This window comes from Ferdinandcohnia sp. FSL W7-1320, assembly GCF_038050315.1.
Lineage (GTDB): Bacteria > Bacillota > Bacilli > Bacillales > Bacillaceae_L > Ferdinandcohnia > Ferdinandcohnia aciditolerans.
On sequence record NZ_JBBPAM010000001.1, the window covers coordinates 598505 to 621748 of the forward strand.

Below are 23244 nucleotides of genomic sequence, written 5' to 3' on the forward strand. Positions count from 1 at the left end.
TACTTTACGGGCAATAATCAATGCATTCAATGAAATGAAGGGAGGATCCGGACGTGTTAAATAAAATTAAATCAGACAACCTTAATGCATTTTTTCTTCTTGGCATCATTTTATTAATCATTGAAGTTACGTTTTTTAATGGCGGAGTCCTTTTCTCTTTTGTAATATCGTTTGGATGTATTTATATTGGCCGTAAAAAATTGCCGCGAACATTTGGCAAAATCCTGTTTTGGTTTGGATGGATTAGTTTAGCTTTTACCATTCTAAATATGATGACAGTAAAGTTTTTGATTCTTGCCGTTCTTATTTATTTACTTATTCAATTTATACAATCTAAGAAAAAACCTCATTATATTAAACCTGATATAAAAGAATCAGAAAAAACATCTAAACAAGAACCTATTCTTAGACGTCAGCCATTGTTTCAAAACATCGTTATGGGTCAACAAAAAACACCAGAGTATGTGTATGAATGGAACGATGTGAACATTCAGTCAGGAATTGGCGATACGATTATTGATTTAAGCTACACGGTTCTACCTAAAGGTGAATCAGTTATTTTTATTCGAAATGTGATTGGGAATGTTCAAATTTTTGTTCCGTATGAGGTAGAAGTGAAGGTACATCATTCTGTCCTTTATGGAGCCACAACAATCTTTGAAAATCAAGACGCTAAAACGGTGAACCAAACACTTCATTATCAAACTGAACAATATGATCACGCCGAACCTAAGCTAAAGATAGTCACTTCCATTGGAGTGGGGGACCTTGAGGTGAAACGAGCATGAGTACCGTTAAAAAACAAATAATTGTTGGTATTTGTGTCTCAGTGTTTTTATTTGTATTGGCCCATGTCATTGTATTCATGGCTTTTCCTTTAGCGAATTGGGCCGCACTCTGGCAGACAAAGCTTATGGATTTGCCGTATATTATTTTAACCTTGAGTCTAAGCTTAATTGCGGGGCTTGTTTTTGGAATCATGTCGGGGTATTTATGGAGAAAACAGTTGCTCTCTGTTTCTAATGCGATTTATCAAATTGAACAGGGGAGAACCATTTCTGAGATCCCCGTCAACCAAACTGCGGAATTCAACACCATATGGGAGCGGATTAAAAAGCTACAAACTCATATTGCGGAGCAAACAAAACTTTCCCAAAAACTTGCAAATGAAAAGGCTGAGGATCAGGAAAAACGAATACAACAAATTGTTTCCGATGAGCGTAACCGTTTAGCGAGAGAACTCCATGATTCCGTTAGTCAACAACTCTTTGCTGCATCGATGATGATGTCTGCTATCAACGAGTCTAAGCCACGAACTGATGAACGTGAGGCAAAACAGTTTAAGCTTGTTGAGGAAATGATTCATCAATCACAATTAGAAATGCGGGCACTCTTGCTCCATTTACGTCCAGTTGCATTAAAAGGAAAGACACTCCAAGAAGGAATCCAGGAGCTATTAGTTGAATTATCACAAAAGGTACCTGTAACCATTGAAACAAAGATAGAGGACTTTCAAATTGATAAAGGGGTCGAGGACCACTTATTTCGCATTCTTCAAGAGTCTGTTTCAAACACCCTCCGCCACGCAAAAGCAAATCGGTTAGAAGTCCTGCTCATTAAAAGGGATGAATTTGTCATTTTACGAATCGTTGATGATGGTATTGGATTTGATGTGGAACAAGCGAAAACCGGTTCCTATGGTCTACAGAATATGTATGAACGTGCTGTGGAAATAGGCGGTACAATGCGGACCGTTAGTCTTAAAGATAAAGGAACACGGATTGAAGTAAAAGTACCTGTGTTAGAGGGTGGAGAAAATGATTAAAGTATTATTTGTCGATGATCATGAAATGGTAAGGATAGGAGTTTCTTCCTACTTATCGGCACAGCCAGATATTGAGGTCGTTGGTGAAGCAGATGATGGAAAAATAGCGGTTGAATTAGCGCTAGAGCTTCGACCTGATATCATATTAATGGATCTCGTAATGAAGGAAATGGATGGCATTGAGGCGACAAGAAGAATTATTGAGAGCTGGCCTGAAGCAAAAATCATCATCGTCACAAGCTTTATTGATGATGAAAAAGTCTATCCTGCTTTAGAAGCGGGAGCAACGAGCTATATGTTAAAAACATCAAAGGCAAGTGAAATAGCTGAGGCCGTTCGTAAAACCTATCATGGACAGTCTGTTTTAGAGCCAGAAGTTACAGGGAAAATGATGGTTCGAATGAGACAAAAGGAAAAACAGCTTCCACATGAAGAATTGACAAACCGTGAAATGGAAATCTTGCTTTTAATCGCTGATGGAAAAACGAATCAAGAGATTGCTGATGAACTTTTTATCGCACTAAAAACGGTAAAAGTACATGTAAGTAATATCTTAAGTAAGCTAGAGGTACAAGATCGAACACAAGCGGTCATATACGCATTCAAACATTCTCTAGTACAATAAAATAATTTTTCGACAAAAAACGCAGATTTCTTTCTGTGTTTTTATTTTTGTATTAAACTGAAAGAACGTTTTTATCTAGTGGGTATTATGACCTATACGTCAATTACCATATTTTATGCGATTCAGGAAGATTTTTATACCTAATTAACTATTTAGTTTGTAGTACAGATGGTTTATAATTGAAAAGTCGATATTTGACGAATTGCGTCTGTGACTTTTGGCCCTTTTTTGTAATAAAAAAAGGATTATTGCATATATATCTAGAAATATAAGAGAAAATGGAGAAAAAGAGATGCAAAAAATGGATAAAAGAACGGTATTCTTATATGAGGAAAAAAGAACCGTAACCTGGTTTAGTATTTTATTTTTTATCATACTAATTGGCTACGATATCTTTTATTATTTTATTTATCCTAGATATGATTCAATAGTATCATATGGTTTTCCGACAGATTTTGTCTATGTAATGTACTTCTTTATTCTATTATTAATTCCTTTGATATTTTTTAATAATCGTAATAAAAAGCAACATTATACTAAATATTATTTTTTCTTTACCTATACAATTTTAAGCTTTATTAATGAACTTTTTACTTATTGGAATAAACCTGAATCATTTTCAAGTGGTAATGCTGTAGAAGTTTTCTTTGTTTTATTTTCTCCAATTTTTGTGAGCAAAAGATATTTCTGGACAGTTACAATAGGTTTAATAATTAAATATTTATTACTAGGTGGTCTACTCGCAAATACATTAGTTGCTTTCCCTATTGTATTAACAATTGTACTTGGGGTAATTGCTTATATTTTCTTAAACAGATTTCAAAGTTATATCACTGCTTTAAGCACCTCTTATGATCAACAAATGGAAGGAATAGTAAAAGGTGTTATTGCAGCCCTTGAGCTAAAGGATCCATATACAAGAGGCCATAGTGAACGAGTAGCAAAATATGCGATGGTGTTAGCGAAAGAGTTAGGATCATTTACGAAGGATGAATTAAAATCCTTTAACTATGCCTGTCTTTTACATGACATTGGTAAGGTGAATATTCCTGATTCTATATTAATGAAGCCAGCGAAATTAACAAATGAAGAATATGAAATCATCAAAACACATCCTGTTGTAGGTGAAGAAGCAGTAAAAAACGTAGAAGGACTTGGCTCGAGTATTAGTATAATTAGATCACATCATGAAAGATGGGATGGAAAAGGATATCCTGACCAGTTAAAAGGAAATGACATTCCGTTAAATGCTCGAATCACAGCGATAGCGGATGCTTTTGATGCAATGACCTCCTCTCGTTCTTATCGTGGGGCACTCCCTGTAGAAGAGGCTTATGAGCGGATCCTTCAAGGTGAAGGTACTCAATTTGATCCGAACCTTGTAGCGATATTTAAAAAGGTATACCAACAATGGATATATATTCAAAAAGAATCCTAGAAGAAAAGATTAAAAATCGGGAGGTGAAAATATATGAAAATCAAAAAGCTAAATAAACTTTTAGCTACTTGCTGGTGGTGCGGATTTGTACCAGGTGGACCAAGAGGTTAATTTATAATGAAGGATGCTTACAAAAAGTGGAGCATCCTTTTATTTTGAATAAAATAGGTAGGTGTGAAAAATGCAATTAACTGCTGATTCTATTATATGTTTACACGAGTTATTGATACGTACAGATAATAAGAATTTTATTATTGAAGATCTAGTAACTCATGAATTTTATGAAATGCCAGTGGTATGCATTGATGCAATTGAGTTGATTAACGACGGTTTATCACTTGGTGAAATTGAACACCTACTTATTGAAAAATATCCAGATGAAGAGATTGATTTACTGGATTTTGGCCAACAATTGCTGGAGTTAGATTTAGTAGAAATGGTAGATGGAGCAAAAGTAAGTCTAGAAAAGACACGTAATCATGAAGAATTAGGCCTTAAATGGATATCACCGAAACTAGGGAAGATTTTCTTTAATCGGTTTACTCGTTTTTTCTATCCATTACTTTTGTTAGTGAATCTCTTTCTTTTTGTGAAAGATACTGATCTTTTTCCTCGTTATCAGGATCTTTTTGTCTTTGATACAATGATGTTTAATATTCTTTTGTATGCCGGAATTTCAATTGTTTTAATCTTTATTCATGAATGTGGACATATTTTGGCTATCCGTTCTTTTAATCTTCCAACACGATTACAAATTGGCAGTCGATTGTTTTTTGTTGTATTTGAAACGGACCTTACACAAGGGTGGAAACTCTCCTCAAAGGACCGAAACTTGTTGTTTTTAGCAGGCTTGTATTTTGATAGTTTCATTCTTTTTATTGCCCTAATCTTAAAAATGTCTAACGCATCCTCACACGGGTTTATTAATGGAATTATTAGTTTGATTATTTTCGATATTGTCATCCGGATTATTTATCAATGCTGTATTTATATGAAAACAGATCTTTATTATGTTTTTGAAAATAGTACGGGGAATTATAATTTGATGGAAAGTGGAATTGAATACTTAACAGCATTATTAAATAGAAAACGAAAAGCAGTAAAGAATAAAATAATTGTTTTCTATTCCTTTTTCTTTTTGATTGGAATTTTGTTGACCTTCTCTATGTTTAGCTATTACTATTTACCTCAATTAGTATATATTATGATAAATGTTCTCCCTGGGTTTACTGAGTCAGTATCATCACTAAAATTCTGGGATGCTCTCGTTTTTTGTGCACAAATGTTGATATTCCTTTTACTACTCTCCTACTCATTATTTAAAAAATTCGAAAGTAAGAGAGAATATAGGACTATATACTCAGGTGAGGAAAATAATATATAATAAAAAAAGCATAATCATTTAACTAAGTGAGGATTGATATGTCTTATCAAAAACATAGCACTCTTCTTTTACATGAAGAGAAAAAGGCTTTACGTCTATATTTAATATTGTTTTATAGCATTTTAGTGCTATATGATTTTTTCTATTATTTTATATACCCTTTATTTTTTAACGAAAAGATTGGACTTCCTACTGATTTTGCTTATGGAGCCTATATATTAATAATTGTCCTTATTCCAGTCTCTTTTTATTTAATGAAATTAGGTAAGCTACATTTAATCAAATATTATTATGTGCTGGCATATCTTTTGGTTTCTGGAATGGATGATGTACTCACTTATTGGGGGAGTAATGAAGTTTTTAAGAGTGGGAATGCAGCTGAAATTGTCTTTTTGCTATTCTCTCCTATCTTTATTAATAAGAGATTTTTTCTGACAGTATCAATTGCCATTACAATGAAATATGTATTGATTGGCCTATTATTAGGAAATGGTATTGTAATGGCACCAATCCTGCTAATTGGTATGTTTGCACTTATTGCCTATATCCTCCTAACCCGTTTCTACTCGTATATCGAAGCACTATCGGTAACGCATGAGGAGCTCCGTAATAAGGAGAAGCTTGCTTTTATCGGGCAGATGGCAACTACAATTGGTCATGAAATTCGTAATCCGTTGGCATCTTTAAAAGGGTTTACCCAGCTTCAGCGGGAGAAACATAAAGAGGATGAGGCACAATATATGATCATGGAGCAGGAAATTGATCGGATTGATTCAATTCTTAATGATTTACTGGTTATCGGCAAACCAAGGCAAATTAATGTGACGAAATGTAATCTAAAGAAACTTATTGAGTATGTCCTTTCAATCTTTGAGCAATCTGAGAACGCGAGGAATGTTGTAATTGATCTGAAAATGGATGAAGCTGTTTTAGACATCGATTGTGATGAAAAACAAATGAAGCAGGTATTCTTAAATCTCATCAAAAATGGCTTTGAATCCATGTCAGAGGGTGGTAAGCTAACGATTAATGGCAGCCAAACTGCCAATAACATGTTATCGATTATCATTCTTGATGAGGGCAGTGGAATACCTGAGGATGTACAGGAAAAGCTGTTCCAACCATTCTTTACAACAAAGGATTATGGAACCGGCCTAGGCTTAATGGTGTCTAAAAAAATCATTGAAGATCATAATGGACAAATTAGCATTAATAGTAACCTAGGAAATGGAACAAAGGTAGAGATTATATTACCGATTACGCAATAAAAAAGTCGACTCTGGAAGTCGGCTTTTATTTTTTACAATAAAAATATAATGCTTATTTTTGAAAGATTAAGATAATTTAGCTAAGAAATCGATATGATAGACTTTCTTTGGCCTGCCTCTTAATTTTTTCTGCTTTTTATAAGAAACTTCTGCTACTCCCCTTTCCTCAAGCTTTTGTAAGATACGGTTTGCAGCTCTTTGAGATATCCCAAAATGAATGGCAAGATCATCAGAAACAAGTTCAGTTGTTTGAAGTTTTTCCATAACGGCCATTACTTTTTGGATATGTAATGCAGAAATGCCTATTTGGCTACTAAATTTTTCAATTTGAATGTTCAGTTGATTTGGAATTTGTAAACATGTCTCATCTCCAAGAGGTCCGATTAATTGATCATCTTCGGTCATAATATAGGATGTCCCGCGATCCATTCTTCTTTCTTTGTTGGCGTGTTCAGCATTGAAACGAGCCTCTTGCAAAGTATTTCCGATTCCCCAACCAATATCTATTTCGTATGGTAATGTTTGTTTAAGATCGGACAAAAGCGAACATTGTGTAAACTCATTTGTAATGTCCTTCAATGCCTTATAGTTTGTAATGACTTCAAAATTTAGGAAGTTCCTCTGAATAATAAAGCCATATTGATTTTTTCGATTGTATTCTAGCAGGGCTTGATTCAACATTAACATTTTCCGTTCCAGGTCATGATTCGTATCGGGGCTTATTGTTATCTTTGAAATAGCAATATTCCCAATCACAACTTGATTTTCCGTTAAACGCATCAGTTTGATTTGATTAATAAAATCATTCACTTTTTTAATCATTGATTCTAAGGAAGGATAAACGACTACATGCTTGATTCCGTATTCAGTTAATTTTTTTGATATACTACTAACCCTCGTAAAAGAAAAATCGATTTTGCCAGCTTCATATAAGGTTACATGCTGTTGAAACACGTCATCATATACTGTCTCTGTGTCAAATGACTCAATATCTTCGTTATAAAAGTAGGGGAATTCTTCTTCTTCTAACCATTCCTTTAATCCTAGAAAATTATTTTGTTCAAAAATAAAATCAATTAATGTTCTTGAAATATCAAAATTCTTTTCTTTTAAAATTGTTTTGCATAATGTTTTATAAAAATCACTTTCTTTTAAATCAAAGTAAATGGTAGGTTTTTCAAAGCTCTTTAATTCCTTTTTCATATAAAAATAGGGGACCTGACCACTAAAGATGATGCCATCCATAAAAAGGGCGTTTTTCTCATACATTTCTTTAATTTCATCAAAGTTTTCGTATGGAAGAAACGTAAACTTACATTGCCTTTCAAAAAAGTTTTCTAACTCTCTAATCCACGTTAATGAATTTTTTGCAGTGATGATTCCTAGTTGAAACATCTATTAACTCCTTGTTTTTATCTTTTATTATACTATAGCAAAAATAGGCATTATAGAAAATAGTCAGAATCTTACATTGAAATTATTTATTTTTTCAATTATGATAGAAACCATATTAGGAAGTGGACAAAAGGTGTCCGAAAATAAACCAAAATAAAAGAGGTGATGTGATGGCTCAACCAACAGTTGAAACTCAGAACAATCAAAATCAAAAAGGATATATGCGAATATTAAACTTTATTGAAGTGTTAGGTAATAAACTACCACATCCATTTATGTTATTCGTATATTTAGCAGGATCAATGATTCTGTTATCTTGGGTCGTTAGTCTATTTGATGTGACTGTTGTCCATCCAGGATCTGGTGAAGAGCTAGAAATTAAAAGCTTAGTTTCTGGTGAAGGGCTACAGTTTATATTAACTACAATGTTGGATAACTTTACTGGTTTTAAACCGTTAGGCCTCGTTTTAACAATGATGCTAGGGATTGGACTAGCTCAGAAGGTTGGATTGCTTGAAAGTGCTATAAAACAGTCTATTATGAAAGCGCCTAAAGCGATTATTACCTATGCTGTGTTTTTTGTAGCAATTATGGGGAACATTGCATCTGATGCTGCATTTGTTATCATTCCACCACTTGCAGCTGTTATCTTCCATACTATGGGTAGACACCCGATTGCTGGATTAGCTGCAGGATTTGCGGGGGCAGGGATTGGTTTTACGGCAAACATTCTTGTTGCTGGAACTGACGCACTCCTTTCTGGAATTTCCACAGAAGTAGCAAAAACAATAGACCCAAATGTAGTAGTTACTCCTATTGATAACTGGTTTTTCATGAGTGCTTCTGTATTTGTTCTTACTGTAGTTGGGGTATTTGTCAACGATAAGATCGTTGAACCAAGGCTTGGTTCATATGAGGGTGGCAAGGTTAGCAAGGAATCGCAGGAAGTAGATCCGTTAGAAAAGAAGGCACTTAGAAATACATTGATTGCTGCACTTATTTATATTGGTGCTATTGTAACTTTGATTTATATTCCTAATTCTCCATTAACAAATGAAGATGGAGGTTTAATTCCTTCTCCATTCTTAAGTGGAATCATTCCGATTATTTTTCTTTTCTTTGTTGTCTGCGGTGTAACTTTTGGGGTAACAATGAAGAAAATAAAAAGCACATCTGATGTACCAAAGTATATGACTTCAGCCATTACCGAAATGGCTCCTTATATCGTACTTGTATTTGCAATTGCACAATTTATTGCCTATTTTAACTGGAGTAATCTTGCTACATGGATTGCTGTTAATTGTGCAGAATTCTTAAGTCATGCAAATATCTCGGGCTTAGCTGTTATCATTGGTTTTGTGCTCTTAACGGCATTGCTTAGTTTATTTGTTACGAGTGGTTCGGCATTATGGGCACTCGAAGCTCCAATCTTTGTACCAATGCTAATGCTATTAAACTATCATCCTGCTTTTGTTCAGGTTGCTTATCGTATTGGGGAATCATCTACCAATATGCTGACACCACTTAATCCATATATTGCGATTATCCTCGCATTTATGAATGAATATGATAAAAAAGCTGGAATTGGTACATTGATGGCATTAATGATTCCATACACAATCGCATTTTTAATTATCTGGATTATTATGCTAGTTGTATTTGGTCTATTGGGTATTCCAGTGGGGCCAGGTGTAGGAATGTACATGAACTAATATTAAAAAGTTAGTAGATTATTTGTTTTAGGAGGAGGGATTAATACCCTTCTCCTATAAACATTTAACATCTAAAAGGGGTGACCAAGATGTCAAGAAACTTTTCACAATTGGTAGAAGAGATTTATCCATCAATGGTTGAATGGAGACGCGATTTTCATAAATTTGCTGAATCTGGTTGGGTCGAATTTCGAACTGCTTCCATTGTTGCTTCCAAACTATCAGAATGGGGTTATGAGGTTAAGATTGGTAAAGAGGTAGTCGATCATAATGCTCGAATGGGTGTACCGCCGCAATCAGTACTTGAAATGCATGAAAAAAGAGCGTTAGAGCAAGGCGCAAAAGAAGAGTGGCTCCCATATTTATCTGGGGGATATACAGGCGTAGTTGGTGTATTAGATACAGGAAAACCAGGTCCAACTGTTGGTTTACGATTTGACATGGACGCACTAGATATTCAGGAATCTAACGCAGAAGATCATTTTCCTGTTAGACAAGAATTCCAGTCTGTTAATTCTGGGATGATGCATTCTTGTGGACATGATGCGCATACATCAATCGGTCTTGGACTTGCCAAGCTATTAACAGGAATGAAAGAGGAACTGACGGGTAAAATTAAACTCATTTTTCAACCAGCTGAAGAAGGCGTACGTGGTGCAAAATCCATGGTTGAAGCAGGAGTCGTCGATGATGTTGATCTATTTATTGCAGCACATGTTGGTACAGGTATTCCTTTAGGCGAGGTTGTTTGTGGTTCTAATGGATTTTTATCAACGACGAAATTAGATGTTACGTTTTCTGGACAGGCTGCACATGCTGGAGCAAAACCAGAAGAAGGTAAGAATGCTCTACTTGCTGCTGCTTCTGCGGTTCTTGGCTTACAAAGTATCCCTCGTCATAGTGGTGGAGCATCTAGAGTTAATGTCGGGGTACTTCATGCTGGAAGTGGAAGAAATATTATCCCACAACATGCTCATTTAAAGGTTGAAACTCGCGGAATCAATACTGAAGTGAATGAATTTATGTTAGAAAGTGCAAAAAATGTACTAAATGGCGCTGCTTCTATGTATGGAGTAGATGTTGAATATGACATTGTTGGGGAAGCGCGTACTAGCGATTCAAGTGAAGAATTAATCGAATTTATGCATGAGAGCATCGGGAATGTGACAGGCGTACAGTCTATCGTCAAGGCGTCTTCTTTTGCTGCGGGGTCAGAAGATGCAACCTACATGATGGCTAGAGTAAAAGAAAATGGGGGACTTGCAACCTATAGCATTCTAGGAACTACTTTAGCTGCAGGCCATCATAATGAAAAGTTCGATATAGATGAAACAGTCATGAAAATTGGAGTAGAATCATTTCTACACATCTTAACATCAGTGAAAAATCGACAATGGGGGTAAGTGAAAATTGAACTTTGTTCAGAAAATAAACGACTATATTGAGGCAAAAAGAGACACTTATATCAAAATTAGTGACCAAATTTGGGATTTGGCTGAAACAAGGTTTGAAGAGCATAAGTCTGCGGACGTTTTATGTCAGGCACTTGAAAATGAAGGCTTTAAAGTTGAACGTGGAGTAGGTGGAGTCGAGACTGCATTTACTGGTACCTTTGGAAGTGGAAAGCCTGTTATTGGGATTTTAGGAGAATTTGATGCCCTTTCAGGAATGAGTCAAAAAGCAGGGTCAACCACATATGAACCTCTCGAAAAAAATGGTAATGGTCATGGTTGCGGACATAATTTGCTAGGAACTTCTCCATTAGCAGCGGTTATTGCTGTTAAGCAATATATGGAAGAAAACAATGTATCTGGTACTATTAAATATTTTGGATGCCCTGGTGAAGAAGGTGGTTCAGGAAAAACATTCATGGCAAGAGAAGGCGCGTTCGATGATATTGATTGTGCACTCACATGGCATCCTCATTCAACGAGCGGAATATTTACCCTATCAACTCTAGCTAACTATCAAGTTTATTTTACATTCAAAGGAGTAGCTGCTCATGCTGCAAACTCCCCACATCTAGGTAGAAGCGCATTAGATGCGGTTGAATTAATGAATGTAGGTGTTAATTATTTACGTGAACACATTATACCAGAGGCACGAGTCCATTATTCGATTACCAATACAGGAGGATTTTCTCCGAATGTTGTCCAAAGTGAGGCACAAGTTCTCTATTTAATTCGAGCACCTCACATGAAGGATGTAAGAAGTATATATGAACGTGTTGTAAATATTGCTAAGGGCGCAGCCTTGATGACGGAAACAAAAGTCGAGGTCACTTTCGATAAAGCGTGCTCAAACTATATTCCAAATAATGCTCTAGGGCAAGTGTTACATAAACATTTGGAGAATGTAGGCCTTGCGGAATATAACGAAGAAGAAATGAGTTATGCGGAAGAAATTAGAAAACAAATTTCAGATGATGATGTTAGTAATGCCCTTAATGAGATGAAAAAAGTGGCTGGATCAAAGGCCAACTTAATTACTAGAGACTTTGCATCAAAAACATTCAACGACCTTGTGGTCCCTTATGAAGAATCAAATGGTATTTTGTTTGGTTCATCAGACGTTGGTGATGTAAGTTGGATTGTACCAACAGCACAATTCTTTGGGGAATGCTTTGTATTGGGAACACCACTCCATTCATGGCAGTTAGTTTCTCAAGGAAGAACATCAATTGCTCATAAAGGAATGCTTCAAGCAGGTAAGGTGTTAGCTAATACAGCATTAGATTTATTCCTTCGTCCTGAGGTAATTGAAGATGCAAAAGTTGAATTAGAAGAAAAATTAGATGGAAATCCATATGAATGCCCTATTCCAAAAGGGGTAGAGCCATCACCATTAGCATAATAAGGTAGACAAAAAAGAGGCGCATGATTCATTCATGCGCCTACGCTATTGGACAACTTATTTTACTTCTGCTTTAGAATCATTCACTTCTTTGTTTTGATGCCACATTTTAATATGAGTTAATAGAGTAAATGTAAAAAAGAAATTCATCGCCAGCACGCTAACTAGTAGTTGTAAGTCTCCAAAATAAATGCCGGTATAACCTTTTAACTTTATTACAATGAAGCCTTCAAAAAGTAATAAAAAGAAACTTAAAAAAACTGCAATACCTGTCCGTATCATCATTAGCTCCCCCTTATGTATTGTAAAACCTATTTATATTTTCAGTAATTGTGGATAATTTGTGAACTTACTTAAAATTATACACTACTCTTTAATAATGCGTAAGATGTAAGCGCTGCTAATTATTTGGCAAACATTTTTTCTCAGTTAAGGTGTTGCAAGCAAAAGTAATAATGAATATTCCATAAAAGGAAAATATAGGTTGCCTTCGTTAATGGTGTATACTATAATCAAAAATACGTCTTTTACATATTGTATCGGAAAAATTAGTTCTTTGAGCTTACTTACCATGGATTATCAGCTAATTCATGGTTTTTTCTTCTTGAAAAATGGAGGTGGATTGATGATGGAGGAGAAACATCCTAACTTCGATGAGGAAGCAGAACGATTGGACTTTACGAAAAAGTATATGGATATTGTCATTCAGGCATCAGAGTCAACCGAGGAGAATTTTCGTGAAAATTTAAAGGGAGCCTTAGATGGTGTAGATTTCAAAGACAGTAGCTTGAGCTATCTTAATATGTTAACGAATTCAACCTTACTAAGACGAACGCATGAAGAGGTGCGGAATCTGAAGAGAAACCGCAATAAACCTTACTTTGCGAGAATTAATTTTAATCGAGAAGAAACGGGAAAAGAGGAGGTTCTCTACTTTGGCAAGGTCTCTCTCTTTGATAAGGAAACCCAACAGCCTATAATTGTGGATTGGCGCTCACCTGTTGCAAATCTCTATTATGATGGCCGCCTAGGAGATGTATCATATGAGGCTGAGGGTGAAGAGTATAATGGGTATTTAGCATTAAAGCGCCAGTTTATCATTGAGGATGGGGAACTCGCGGAGATTCGAGATGTTGATTTAACAACTACCGATGAGCTTCTGCAAAAATCGTTGTCTGAGAGTGCGAGTAACCGCTTAACCGATATTGTATCAACCATTCAAGAGGAGCAAAACAGTATTATTCGTGCGGATCTGAACAAACCCATTATTGTCCAAGGCGCCGCTGGAAGTGGGAAAACAACAATTGCCCTACACCGCATCTCTTATTTTATATACACCTATGCAGAATATTTTTCTCCTGACCAGCTGATGATTCTAGCACCGAACCGCCTTTTTATTGATTATATTTCTGAGGTGCTTCCCGAATTAGGTGTTGATCACATCCAGCAAACGACGTTTGTTGATTTTGTGAAAAAATGTCTTGGAAAACCCATTAAGCTCACAAAAGCAGATTCAAAGCTACTCGGATTCATCCATGATGAATATAAAAATGCTGAAATGATTAAATGGATTTCAGCTTTCAAAGGCTCCCTTGAGTACCGTGATATGCTTGAGCATTATGTGGAGGATATTTTAAGCTCGTTGCTACCAAAAGAGGATTTCTTTGTTTCAAAATTTCGGCTATATAAGGCGAGAGATATTCATCATTTAATGACCTATGAATATCGCTATCTTCCATATTATAAGCGAATCGAAAAAGTGAAAAAGGTGCTTCAAAACACAGTCCGTTTGGAAAAGAAAAAAATGCTTCATAAAGTGACAAAGTTTTATGATGATAAGCTTGATAACGTATTATTCAAAACTCAAATTGATCCGGAAAAGCGTCGTCGCTATGTGACAAAAGCGCTCGATAAAAAGGCAGAGCTTATTGAAGAAATTACGAAGCAATCCCGTACAGCTGTTAATACCTATATTAAGAAGCTTCCACATCACGATGTATTCTACTATTTTCAAAGGTTTGTGACGGAACTATTTCCCACCTACGCTTCAGGGTATCTGACGGATAAGCAAATCCAATTCTTTATGGACTATCAGAAACAATTAAAAAAGTCATATGAGCTTGAGGATTTAGCTGGGCTTTTATTTTTGAAAGCAAAACTTTATGGTGTTAAAAAGGAGCTGAAGGCTCGCAATGTTGTCATTGATGAGGCGCAGGATTATAGCTATTTTCAGCTAGCAGCATTAAAAACAGCACTTGAAACTGACATGTTTACGATCGTAGGGGATTTAGCCCAAGGAATTCACTCTTACCGAGGCATTAACAACTGGGCAACAGTTAGGGACAATATTTTTCCGAGGGCAACCTATAAAACGCTACAAAAAAGTTACCGGACGACAATTGAAATTATGAATGCAGCAAACCAATTACTTGAGCTACTGCACTTAAATCTGCCAATGGTTGAGCCGGTTGTCCGTCACGGAAAAAAACCTGTTTTTCATCAAATTAGTGGGTCTGAGAAAGAAACTGTTCACACCATGACTGAGGTAATTAAGACTCTTTATGATGACAATATGAAAACAGTGGCAATCATAGGCAAGACCAATAAAGAGTGCCAAAAACTAGCGAAAGCCTTCAATAAGTATAGTGCTCTTCCCGTGCAGTTTTTAAAAGAGAATGAGGAAATTAATAAGGAAGAGGTCGTTATTGTCAGTTCGCATCTATCAAAAGGATTGGAATTTGACGCAGTGATGATTTACTCTAACGAGGAAGTCTTCGATCATAATGAAATAGAGATCAAGCTTCTATATGTATCCATGACCCGTCCATTGCATCGGCTACACTTTTTCGGAACGGATCTTACGAATTTTTTACTAGATAAAGTGGATGAGGAGTTATATGAAAAAACGCAAAACACTTGATAAGTGCTTTGCGTTTTTTTGTCTAGCTCCAGGCGCCACCGGCTCTCTGGTCTAAGCCTATCGATTCGGAAGGTTGGGGTTGTCTTTTGCTTGTCGCCTAAAGCTGAGTGCCCTTCACTTTTCTTTTTAAAATACTTTTGTTGTCCAAGATTCAACATTCCATACATCTGTCACAACATCATGATAAAATTCAGGTTCGTGGCAAATAATCAGGATGCTTCCTTTGTATTCTTTAAGGGCACGCTTTAGTTCATCTTTTGCATCAACATCAAGATGGTTTGTCGGCTCGTCAAGAAGGAGGATGTTTGTATCTCTATTAATTAATTTACAGAGACGTACTTTTGCTTTTTCCCCACCACTTAATACTTCAACTTTGCTCTCGATATGCTTTGTAGTCAAGCCACACTTTGCAAGTGCTGCACGAACTTCATACTGGTTGAAGGAAGGGAATTCACTCCAAATTTCTTCAATACAAGTATTATAGTTAGCTTCTTTAATTTCTTGTTCAAAATAGCCGATTTCTTGGTTCTCACCTAGCTCAACTGATCCAGATAGTGGCTTATTCATGCCAAGGATGCTTCGTAATAGAGTTGTTTTTCCAATCCCGTTTGCCCCAACCAACGCAATCTTTTGGCCTCTTTCCATGCGAAGATTTAGTGGTTTTGAAAGTGGATCATCATACCCAATCACAAGGTCCTTCGTTTCAAAAATAAGCTTACTTGACGTTTTACCTGTTCTAAAATGGAATTCTGGCTTCGGCTTTTCCTTCGCAAGCTCAATGACTTCCATTTTATCGAGTTTCTTTTGGCGTGACATTGCCATATTTCGTGTAGAAACACGCGCCTTGTTTCGGGCAACAAAGTCTTTAAGCTCAGAAATTTCTTGCTGCTGCTTTTTGTAGGCAGCCTCAAGCTGTTGTTTTTTCACCTCATAGACTTTCTGGAAGTTATCATAATCCCCAACATAGCGATTAAGCTCTTGATTTTCCATATGATAAATAAGATTAATTACACTATTTAAAAATGGAATATCATGCGAAATCAGGATAAATGCATTTTCATATTCTTGAAGATAACGTCTAAGCCAGATAATGTGCTGCTCATCCAAATAGTTGGTAGGCTCATCGAGTAATAAAATATCTGGTTTTTCAAGTAAAAGCTTCGCAAGCAATACCTTTGTACGCTGACCACCACTTAAATCTTGAACATCACGCTCAAGTCCTATATCCTCTAAACCCAGTCCACGGGCAATTTCATCTACCTTCGCATCAATAACATAGAAGTCATTGTTTGTAAGAGTATCCTGGATAGTTCCTACGTCCTCAAGCATTTTTTCAAGTTCTTCAGGGGTTGCGTCACCCATTTTTCCGTAGATTTCATTCATTTCAGCTTCCATATCAAAAAGATATTTAAAGGCATTATTTAATACATCGCGGATGGTCATTCCTTTTTCGAGCACCGTATGCTGGTCGAGATAGCCAACGCGAACATTTTTTGACCATTCAATTTTCCCTGCATCCGGCTCAATTTTACCAGTGATAATATTCATAAATGTTGATTTACCTTCACCATTAGCTCCAATCAACCCGATATGTTCACCTTTTAACAAACGAAATGAAACATCATTAAAAATTGCACGATCACCAAAACCATGGCTCACATTTGAAACTGATAATATACTCATCTATTTACACCTTTTTCATAGTTTAGTTTCTCGACAAATTGCACTATTACGATTATAAACGAGAAATCAAGCGGTTGGAAAGGGTACTTTATTAGTAGAACAGTAAAAATTTTCTTTTCGTTAAATAATCTGTGGACTTGCCTCATATCTATTTAGTATTGATAAAAAAAGATAAGGGGCTACAGGATGAAGACTTTCTTTAAAGGAACATTGTTACTGATTATTGCAGCATTTATTGGTGAGTGTGTTGAGTTCTTAATTAATCTCGTTCTGGCAAAAGAGCTTGGTGGGCACGGAATGGGATTATATATGACCATTTTGCCCTCCATCTTTTTGGTTGTCATTTTGGCAAGTCTTGAGCTACCTATTTCCATTTCGAAATTTATTGCCGAAAAAGAGGACAGGTATCACAAGAGCATGCTAAAGCATGCCACTGTTTTAACAACTGTTTTTACAGCGATTATTATTTCACTCGCATTTGTGATTCTACCGGTCATCCCTGTTTTTGATGATTACCATCCATTTGTTAGATGGCTAGTTATATTGTTTATTCCTATCGTTTCATTTCTCTCGATTGCCAGAGGATATTTTATGGGCATTCAATCGATGGGGCGAATTGCATTTGCGAATTTCCTCCGTAAAGCAGTCCAGTTAATCTTGTTAGTGTTTATTTATCAATTACTTGAATTTGAGATTCATACTTCAATCCTTATCGCTTTGTGTACACTTGTTGCAAGTGATTTAATCGTTTTTGGTTATTTAGGATATGAGTACCTTATTCACTATCGCAGATTAGGTCACCGGCCGACATCATCACTAAGTGGAAAAGCTGTACGCAAAAACCTGCTTGCTGTTTCCTTGCCGACAACTGGAATGCGGATTTTCCATGCTATTTCACATGCTGTTCAGCCATTTTTAATAAAGGCAGCCCTTCTAAAAGCAGGCATGCCCGCAGCAGTAGCAACTGAGCATTTTGGGTTGATGACTGGGGTCGCGTTAACAATTGGCTTTTTCCCAGCGTTTATTGCGCACTCATTATTGATTGTGTTAATACCAACTGTATCTGAGGCATACGCAAAGAGAGATATGTCTATGTTGCAAAACCTGCTAAAACAGGTGATGAGAATGACCTTTTTGTACGGGGTCCCAGCCTGTGTAATTTTTTACTATTTCGCAGAACCACTGACACATATATTCTTTGAATCATCAGCAGCAACCGTGTATTTGCAAATGTTATGGCCATATTTCTTATTCCACTTCTTCTTAATCCCGATGCAAGCTTATTTAATTGGGCTAGGGTTGGTAAAGGATGCGTTTATCCATAATGTATGGTCAACTGTCGTATCATTTGGGATTATGTTTGCCTTGGGCTCCCTTCAAACACTCCAAATGGAAGGAATCATCATTGGCATGAATATGGGCGCTGTTTTACTTGCATTTATGCATTACGTAACAATCTGTAGGAAAATTGGTGTTTCAGTGTTTTCAATCAAGTTTTTACACACGGCGCAATAGTTTGTTTTGTTTGTCTTTATAGTAACTTTGTGATAAAATGAGCATGATTAATGTCTAGCAGTCATTAGTCACATTTTTTATCTTAATAAGAAAGTATCATTTTAATAAATGAAAATGCATTTTTAAAAAGATTGGTAAATGGTAGAATACGATTAAGTCTAACCATGGCCTAGCTTCTATTTGTGTAGAAGTTAGGCCATTTTTTATTGCTTTTTAGGAGGATAATAGATCGGATGTTTAGGAGTTACATGACAAAACAGGAAGAATTAACACAAATCAGCAGCTATGTGAGCAAACAAATAAAATCAAAGTTTGGTAAAGGACCCGAAACTTGCTTTACGTCGATTTCGGAACAATACATTGTGGTTCACATAAAAAGATTCATGACAAAAATTGAATATGAGCTCGTTGAAAAGGAGGATATTGAAACCGCCGAGAGAATCCGAAAAAATATTATGGAAGACCTATTTGTTCCTATTCAGGAAACGTTAGAGGAGCTATTGCATATAAAGATCAACCAATTGTATCAAGACTGGAACTTCCAAAAAAACACGGGTGTGCTTCTGGTGGAAGTGGTTCAAGAAGAGAGGACGCCTTCGGAAAATTCGCTTGAATTTAAGTTGCTACGAAACGAGATCAGCAGACAAAGTGAATTTTATCAATATCAGCCAAAAGAGCTTGAGTTCACAAAAATCGGTTCAACAATTTATATTATTAGATTTGCGGGATATTTACTGCCAATTGAAAGGTTGTTAATAGAGAAAGGTATGCACATTCTCTCAGAAAGGGAAAATAGAGTTCGAAACAACTACAATGCAAATATAAAGAGATTCAGCAAGATTACAAAAAAAGAAATAGATGATATCTTTATGATTTGGAATTATGACAAAGATGTAAGCTATAAAGTTTTTTATTGTAAGTAAGAATTTCCTAATAAAACCTACCGAAAAAGGCAAACTAAACGTGTATGTGGAAAAGCAAGGGAAACGATGCTACAATAATAGAGGCTAATGAATATAAGGTCATTGGTTATTGTAGTGAATTCCCTAAAGGTGGGAATCACATGGATTTACAGGAAGGATTAAAATACATAAGTAGTTACACAAGCAAACTTCTTCGTAATAAATTTGGACGGGGACCTGAAGCCTGTTTTGCGGCTACAGCCGACCAATTTTTAGTTTTGCAAATCCGTGGTTTCATATCTCCAATGGAAGAGGTCCTTTTACAGGAGAATCAGCGTATTCAAGTGGAACATGCAAGAGATGTTATTATCAAAAGTATTGTAGCAGAATTAAAAGGTGTATTTCAGGTAACCCTTGAAACGGAAGTAAAGACATTTTTTCATGATTGGAACTTTCCGAATAATACAGGCGTCATTATTGCAGAATTGGAAAATCCATTAATACCAATGAAAAAGAGTGAGGAAATTAATTTTTCACTTCTTGAATCCGAAGTCGCAAGGATTAGCGAACTCGTTGAAAAGACTCCTGAGGAAACGTCTAGTTTCCAAATTTCCCCGAAAGTTATTATCGTGAAGCGTGAAGGAATATTGGTTCCTATTGAAAAGGCGTTAATCGAGGAAGGCTTTAAAAAAGAGCTCCATTTTACAAAGGACGATCTTGAAAAAAATATCTGCACCGCTATGGAAAGTTTGATCAAGTATTTCAGCGTACGGTTACCGATATCTTTGTTGACTGGAACTTTAAAAATGATAACAGCTTAATTTGTTTTATTTTATAATAAATATGGTAAATGCGAGGATGTCCTATTTGGACAAGCCTTCGTCATGGCCTAACTTCTATTTATGAGGTTAGGTCTTTTTTCTTTTTGGCTATTTTCGTAAACTTTGTTGCTTTTTGATCCGATTATGCGAGGGATATATTATTGTCCATTCAGTGATTTCAGTGGATGGTACGAGATCCTCGAAAATGCTGGCATTTTCTTCGTGCGGTGTAGTTTCAAGGAAGCAATTCAACGTCCTGCGGGAATAGCGAGCCAGGCGAGACCCCGCAGTGAAGCGAGGAGGCTTGCGGATCGCCCGCGGAAAGCGAGTACCAGGAGCGGAAATCACCCTACAATTAAAAACAACAATCTGTTAGAAAGGAGCCTTCTTTTTTTAATAAAATAGAGAAAAGGTTGGGGAGAAAATGGGAAAGAGAAGATGGAAGGCATTAAATTTTGCGATATTTCTGTGTTCAGTGATTTTGGTATTGGGTCAATTCATTTTTGTTGGTTTTATGAATCGGTGGGAAGTGTATCTCTTCCTAATCGTATTAATTGCATCACTATTTTCTATTTTTGAATCGCGTAAAAATCGAGAGTTCCGCTTTTTGGTGGAAAATGCTCCATATGCAATTGTTCTGATGCGTGAAGAGAAAATTTTCTATATAAATGACATGGGGAAATTTCTTATCGGTGCTTCAGACAATCATTCAGTCATCGGACATCCGCTGTATGATTTTGTCCAATATGAAGCTAATGAGACAACGAGAAAAGTAGAAAAAGGACATAAATTTAAAAAGATAACAGAAGGAACAATTGACCATCCGGTATTAGGCGAAATTTTTGTAGAGTTAAAAGTAATGCCGATTACCTACAAAGGTGATAGTTGTCAATATATAGTCATCCGAGATGTTACGGAAGTGAAGAAGAGCCAAGAGCTTCTTCAACAAACGGATAAACTTTCGATGATTGGTGAAATGGCAGCAGGGATAGCCCACGAGATTCGAAATCCACTTACAAGTTTAAAGGGGTTTGCACAACTTTTACAGGATGAAAAAGCTACAAAAATGATTAATGGTTACTCCGAAATCATGGTATCCGAAATAGACCGGATTAACACTATTGTTGGTGAAATGCTATTACTCGCTAAGCCCAAAAAACTTGAGCTTAAGAAAGCAAAGCTCACAACGATTTTGAATGAAGTGGTGTTTCTCTTAGATACACAGGCAATTCTGCATAATATCCGAATCAAAACAGCCTATGATGATGAAATAAAAAATGCGTTCATCAATTGTGAAGAAAATAAACTGAAGCAAGTCTTTATTAATATTTTGAAAAATAGTATCGAGGCAATCGATGATGGAGGAATCATCGATATTACGTTATATCCAAAAGGGAATAATGCGATACTTCGCTTTGCTGACGATGGGTGTGGGATCCCAAAGGACAAATTGGAGAAAATCGGCAAGGCGTTTTTCACAACTAAAGAAAAAGGCACAGGCCTTGGTTTAATGATCTGCCAAACCATTATTCAAGAGCACGGCGGCCAACTAACAATCGATAGCGAGGAAAACAAAGGCACAACCATAGAAATTACATTGCCGTTAATATCTGCAGGTCTTCATCTGGGATGAAGACTTTTTATTTTGAGCTGTTGGGCGAGTGAGGGGCATTGGTGGGATGCAAGATTTGAGCTCAAGCTGAGCCGCTCGTGTGAATGAAGTCCCGAACGCGACTGGAGCTGTCGTGCAAAGTCCTTCATGATGCTGATGAAGTCCCGACCACAGGCAGGGTCCGCGTGCAAAGTCCTTCATGGCGTCGATGAAGTCCCGAGCGCAGGGAGAATCCGCGCGTAGAGTCCTTCATGGTGCTGTTGAAGTCCCGAGCATCAACAGATCTCATGCACAAAATCCTTCATTGCAATGACGTAGCTCGTTAGGTGTGCTCTTTTTAAAAGTTAAGGTCTTCATCAAACGATGAAGACCTTAACACAAGACACATAATGAACTTAGTCATCCGAATCCGATGGCTTTACAACTTTTAATCCACTATCAGCATCTGGACTTTTCTCCGCGATATACTTTAACACCGATAGCTTATTATTCCAGAACTGGTCGAAATAACTTAGCCACTCGTGCAGCTCTGATAACGATTCGGGCTGGAGGCGATAGCGTTTTTCTCTACCAATTTTTTTGCCGCTCACTAAATTGGCCTCGGCAAGAATGTGAAGATGCTTTGCTACGGCTGTCCGGCTCATCGAAAAGTGACTAGTGATCTCTGAAATAGGGAGTTCCTGATTTGAAAGTAAACGGAGCACCTCTCTTCGTGTTGGATCAGCAATCGCTTGAAAAACATCATATTTCTGGGCCGTCTCTGCCACTAATTAGTCGCCACCTGACGAAGTTTTTGTACAATACCTGCCCAACCGCCATTCATTGTTTCGCGGATTTCTGAAGCTTTACGATTTGCTTTACCAATGGTTTCTTCAGAATCTTTCCAACCACCATGAATGAGAGTGAACTCAGTTTTTCCATCGACTTCTTTTAATAGAAACTCCACAACCCAACCTTCCGTGTCCCAGGCAAAAGTAAGAAGATGTGGCGCCTCTACTTTTAACACTTTACATGGAGAGGGTCCGAAAGGAGATTGGATATGAAATTCATGGCCTTCCTCCGCTACTAAATCATTGGGCATGAACCAAGTCCCAATTCCTTCCCCGTTCGATACAAGGTCCCATACTTTTTCAATAGGTGCTTCAATTAAAACAGTTTGTTTTATATCAGGTGTTTTTGCCATAATAAAATCTCCTTTACGATTATATAAAACCATTTGGTTTCGTATTATGATTATATGAAACCAAAAGGTGTTATGTCAATAGATTTTCATATGTAGTATAAGCATCAT

The 23244-nt window shown here is 36.5% G+C and carries 19 protein-coding genes; 14 read left to right on the forward strand and 5 right to left on the reverse strand.

Annotation, left to right across the window (positions count from 1 at the left end):
- The first annotated feature begins 53 nt into the window (after positions 1 to 53).
- The 6 genes from liaF (at position 54) to NST91_RS02985 (ending at position 6540) form a co-directional block, all read left to right on the forward strand.
- On the forward strand, positions 54 to 788 hold the full coding sequence (liaF, locus tag NST91_RS02960) for a cell wall-active antibiotics response protein LiaF (protein WP_341329949.1): 735 nt from the start codon (positions 54 to 56) through the stop codon (positions 786 to 788).
- On the forward strand, positions 785 to 1825 hold the full coding sequence (locus tag NST91_RS02965) for a sensor histidine kinase (RefSeq protein ID WP_341329950.1): 1041 nt from the start codon (positions 785 to 787) through the stop codon (positions 1823 to 1825). Before liaF ends, NST91_RS02965 begins: the two co-directional genes overlap by 4 nt.
- Positions 1818 to 2450, forward strand: coding sequence for a response regulator (locus NST91_RS02970; protein WP_121446724.1), 633 nt, complete (start codon positions 1818 to 1820; stop codon positions 2448 to 2450). Before NST91_RS02965 ends, NST91_RS02970 begins: the two co-directional genes overlap by 8 nt.
- Before the next feature lie 292 nt (positions 2451 to 2742).
- A complete protein-coding gene (locus NST91_RS02975; RefSeq protein ID WP_121446723.1) occupies positions 2743 to 3888 on the forward strand; it encodes an HD domain-containing phosphohydrolase in 1146 nt (381 codons plus the stop codon).
- Between the two features lie 181 nt (positions 3889 to 4069).
- Positions 4070 to 5272, forward strand: coding sequence for a hypothetical protein (locus NST91_RS02980; protein ID WP_341329951.1), 1203 nt, complete (start codon positions 4070 to 4072; stop codon positions 5270 to 5272).
- A 38-nt stretch (positions 5273 to 5310) separates the two neighbouring features.
- Positions 5311 to 6540 carry an ATP-binding protein gene (locus tag NST91_RS02985; RefSeq protein ID WP_341329952.1) on the forward strand — a complete coding sequence of 410 codons (1230 nt, stop codon included), beginning with the start codon at positions 5311 to 5313 and terminating at the stop codon, positions 6538 to 6540.
- A 66-nt stretch (positions 6541 to 6606) separates the two neighbouring features.
- Here the strand turns inward: NST91_RS02985 and NST91_RS02990 are convergent, their stop codons facing one another.
- Positions 6607 to 7935, reverse strand: coding sequence for a helix-turn-helix domain-containing protein (locus tag NST91_RS02990; RefSeq protein ID WP_341329953.1), 1329 nt, complete (start codon positions 7933 to 7935; stop codon positions 6607 to 6609).
- A 170-nt stretch (positions 7936 to 8105) separates the two neighbouring features.
- On the opposite strand from NST91_RS02990, the gene NST91_RS02995 reads away from it, so the two are divergent.
- From NST91_RS02995 to NST91_RS03005, 3 genes are all read left to right on the forward strand, one after another.
- On the forward strand, positions 8106 to 9647 hold the full coding sequence (locus NST91_RS02995; protein ID WP_341329954.1) for an AbgT family transporter: 1542 nt from the start codon (positions 8106 to 8108) through the stop codon (positions 9645 to 9647).
- Positions 9648 to 9736: 89 nt separating this feature from the next.
- Positions 9737 to 11050, forward strand: a complete 1314-nt coding sequence (locus NST91_RS03000; RefSeq protein ID WP_341329955.1) for an amidohydrolase — start codon at positions 9737 to 9739, stop codon at positions 11048 to 11050.
- Between the two features lie 7 nt (positions 11051 to 11057).
- Entirely contained in the window at positions 11058 to 12500 is a 1443-nt protein-coding gene (locus tag NST91_RS03005) for a M20 family metallopeptidase (protein ID WP_341329956.1), read from the forward strand.
- Between the two features lie 57 nt (positions 12501 to 12557).
- Here NST91_RS03005 and NST91_RS03010 read toward each other — a convergent pair whose 3' ends face one another.
- Positions 12558 to 12785 (reverse strand): hypothetical protein, encoded by a 228-nt coding sequence (locus NST91_RS03010; RefSeq protein WP_341329957.1) that lies wholly within the window; start codon positions 12783 to 12785, stop codon positions 12558 to 12560.
- Positions 12786 to 13125: 340 nt separating this feature from the next.
- On the opposite strand from NST91_RS03010, the gene helD reads away from it, so the two are divergent.
- The gene (helD, locus tag NST91_RS03015) at positions 13126 to 15420 is read left to right on the forward strand and encodes an RNA polymerase recycling motor HelD (RefSeq protein WP_341329958.1); all 2295 of its coding nucleotides are present in this window, start codon (positions 13126 to 13128) and stop codon (positions 15418 to 15420) included.
- Between the two features lie 126 nt (positions 15421 to 15546).
- Here helD and NST91_RS03020 read toward each other — a convergent pair whose 3' ends face one another.
- Positions 15547 to 17103: an ABC-F family ATP-binding cassette domain-containing protein gene (locus NST91_RS03020; RefSeq protein ID WP_341329959.1), complete on the reverse strand. Its 1557-nt coding sequence runs from the start codon at positions 17101 to 17103 to the stop codon at positions 15547 to 15549.
- 186 nt (positions 17104 to 17289) lie between these two features.
- Here NST91_RS03020 and NST91_RS03025 point away from each other — a divergent pair, with 186 nt between their 5' ends.
- From NST91_RS03025 to NST91_RS03040, 4 genes are all read left to right on the forward strand, one after another.
- Positions 17290 to 18618: a polysaccharide biosynthesis protein gene (locus tag NST91_RS03025; RefSeq protein WP_341329960.1), complete on the forward strand. Its 1329-nt coding sequence runs from the start codon at positions 17290 to 17292 to the stop codon at positions 18616 to 18618.
- Positions 18619 to 18851: 233 nt separating this feature from the next.
- Complete coding sequence (locus NST91_RS03030; RefSeq protein ID WP_341329961.1) at positions 18852 to 19541, forward strand: Na-translocating system protein MpsC family protein; 690 nt, start codon at positions 18852 to 18854, stop codon at positions 19539 to 19541.
- A gap of 140 nt (positions 19542 to 19681) precedes the next feature.
- Positions 19682 to 20341, forward strand: a complete 660-nt coding sequence (locus tag NST91_RS03035) for a Na-translocating system protein MpsC family protein (RefSeq protein ID WP_341329962.1) — start codon at positions 19682 to 19684, stop codon at positions 20339 to 20341.
- Positions 20342 to 20765: 424 nt separating this feature from the next.
- Positions 20766 to 21974: an ATP-binding protein gene (locus NST91_RS03040; RefSeq protein WP_341329963.1), complete on the forward strand. Its 1209-nt coding sequence runs from the start codon at positions 20766 to 20768 to the stop codon at positions 21972 to 21974.
- A 374-nt stretch (positions 21975 to 22348) separates the two neighbouring features.
- Here the strand turns inward: NST91_RS03040 and NST91_RS03045 are convergent, their stop codons facing one another.
- A complete protein-coding gene (locus NST91_RS03045) occupies positions 22349 to 22720 on the reverse strand; it encodes a metalloregulator ArsR/SmtB family transcription factor (RefSeq protein WP_121448764.1) in 372 nt (123 codons plus the stop codon).
- On the reverse strand, positions 22720 to 23136 hold the full coding sequence (locus tag NST91_RS03050; RefSeq protein ID WP_121448763.1) for an SRPBCC domain-containing protein: 417 nt from the start codon (positions 23134 to 23136) through the stop codon (positions 22720 to 22722). Before NST91_RS03050 ends, NST91_RS03045 begins: the two co-directional genes overlap by 1 nt.
- Positions 23137 to 23244 lie beyond the last annotated feature (108 nt).